The sequence below is a fragment of the Moorena sp. SIO3I8 genome (assembly GCF_010692325.1).
Taxonomy (GTDB): domain Bacteria; phylum Cyanobacteriota; class Cyanobacteriia; order Cyanobacteriales; family Coleofasciculaceae; genus Moorena.
In genome coordinates this window covers 1-1626 of the sequence record NZ_JAAHHW010000352.1, presented here as the reverse complement: position 1 = coordinate 1626, position 1626 = coordinate 1, and the positions used below count along the sequence as shown (strand labels likewise).

General features: G+C 43.1%; 2 protein-coding genes. Both read left to right on the top strand.

What is annotated here, in order from left to right:
• A partial coding sequence (locus tag F6K51_RS36925; RefSeq protein WP_293031053.1) for a polysialyltransferase family glycosyltransferase occupies positions 1 to 650 on the top strand: 650 nt, incomplete at its 5' end.
• A partial coding sequence (locus tag F6K51_RS36920; protein WP_293031050.1) for a glycosyltransferase occupies positions 622 to 1626 on the top strand: 1005 nt, incomplete at its 3' end. The genes F6K51_RS36925 and F6K51_RS36920, both read left to right, overlap by 29 nt.

Genomic DNA, 1626 nt, shown 5'->3' with positions numbered 1-1626 from the left:
CGTTTGGGGAATCCCCTCCTATGAAAACTGTCACATTAAATAAAGTGTGGCTTCTCGAAACGTTTCAAAAGCTCAGGGGTTTGGTAAATCCAGAATATGTTCTTCAGTTTCGCAATAAGATTGGTGAGTCTCCAGTTTCAATCCTACTCACTTCAAATTTCTCTGAGGCTCGTAGAATGTCTCTGGAAAATGAAATTGCTGCTTACCGTGAATTCCTGATCACTGAAGGTATAGAGCCAAACACAGTACTGGTGATAAAACCCCATCCTAGAGATGACAATGTTAAACTCCAGAAGTTGGAGGATGCCCTATCTGAATTGTTTGATAAAATAATAATATTATCAGAACCAGACCTCTTTTTTCTACCGTTTGAGGTATTTTTTGCCGAAGCTTTTATACCCCTAGATTCAAGGGTCAATAATCAACCCAGGGTGTTTGCTGTCAGTACAGCTTGTGTCTCCCTAAAGCTACTGTTTAATGTTCCCAGTATTGTTGGCTTTGGAGACCAGATTACTTCCAAGCTTTTCTATGAAAATTATGCAGCTGGTAGGTTGGAACACGAGCAGGAGTTAAGAGCAGCAATCAACAACGTTGAAGTACCTGGAATCATTACCGAGCACCATGAAAGTCCTACATATCAATCAATCTGATCTTTCTGGGGGAGCCGCGATCGCAGGCTACCGACTCCATCAAGGTTTGCTCGGTCAAGGCGCAGACTCACGCTTGTTAGTCTGGAGACCCAAAACGATTAGTGATCGTGTAGATTATGCTGCCCGTTTAGCCATTCTAGATAAACTAACTGCCCCGATTACCCAACAACTAGGACTTTACTATATTAATAAACTGGGCACCTTTACGATTCCTAAGCACAGCTTTTATAAAAACGCCGATGTACTCAATTTTCATGTGCTTCATGGTGGCAGTCGTGGATACTTTAACTATCTAGCAATCCCTTCATTAACTAAACGTAAACCTGCTGTGTTTACCTTCCATGATATGTGGAGCTTTACTGGACATTGTGCCTATAGCTATGACTGCGATCGCTGGAAACGTGGTTGTGGAAAATGTCCCGATCTAAATATTTACCCAGCTATTCCAAAAGATAATACTCATATAGAGTGGAAGCTAAAAAACTGGGCTTATAGTCACTCAAACTTAACAATTGTTACTCCCAGTCGCTGGCTTTGTGAGCAAGCTCAGCAAAGTATGCTCAACCGCTTTGGGATTCACCATATTCCAAATGGTATTAATACTGAAGTCTATCAGCCCCTCGAATCCCAACAGTGCAAATCTGTACTCAACATTCCCACGGGCAAAACAGTTCTAATGTTTGCCGCCACAAACTTAGCCGAGAAGCGCAAGGGGGGCGATTTGCTGTTGAAAGCGTTGCAAAGTCTACCCCAGTCTATCAAGGCGGAAACTATAGTGCTAACCTTTGGTAGTGGTGGCGAAACAATTGCTGAGACTGTTGGCATCCCAGCATTAAATCTTGGTTATGCCAGCAATGATCACTTTAAAGCCATTGCCTATTCTGCTGCTGATTTGTTTCTTTTCCCCACCCGTGCCGACAATCTTCCCGTGGTGCTGCAAGAGAGTATGGCTTGTGGTACACCCATGGTGTCTTTC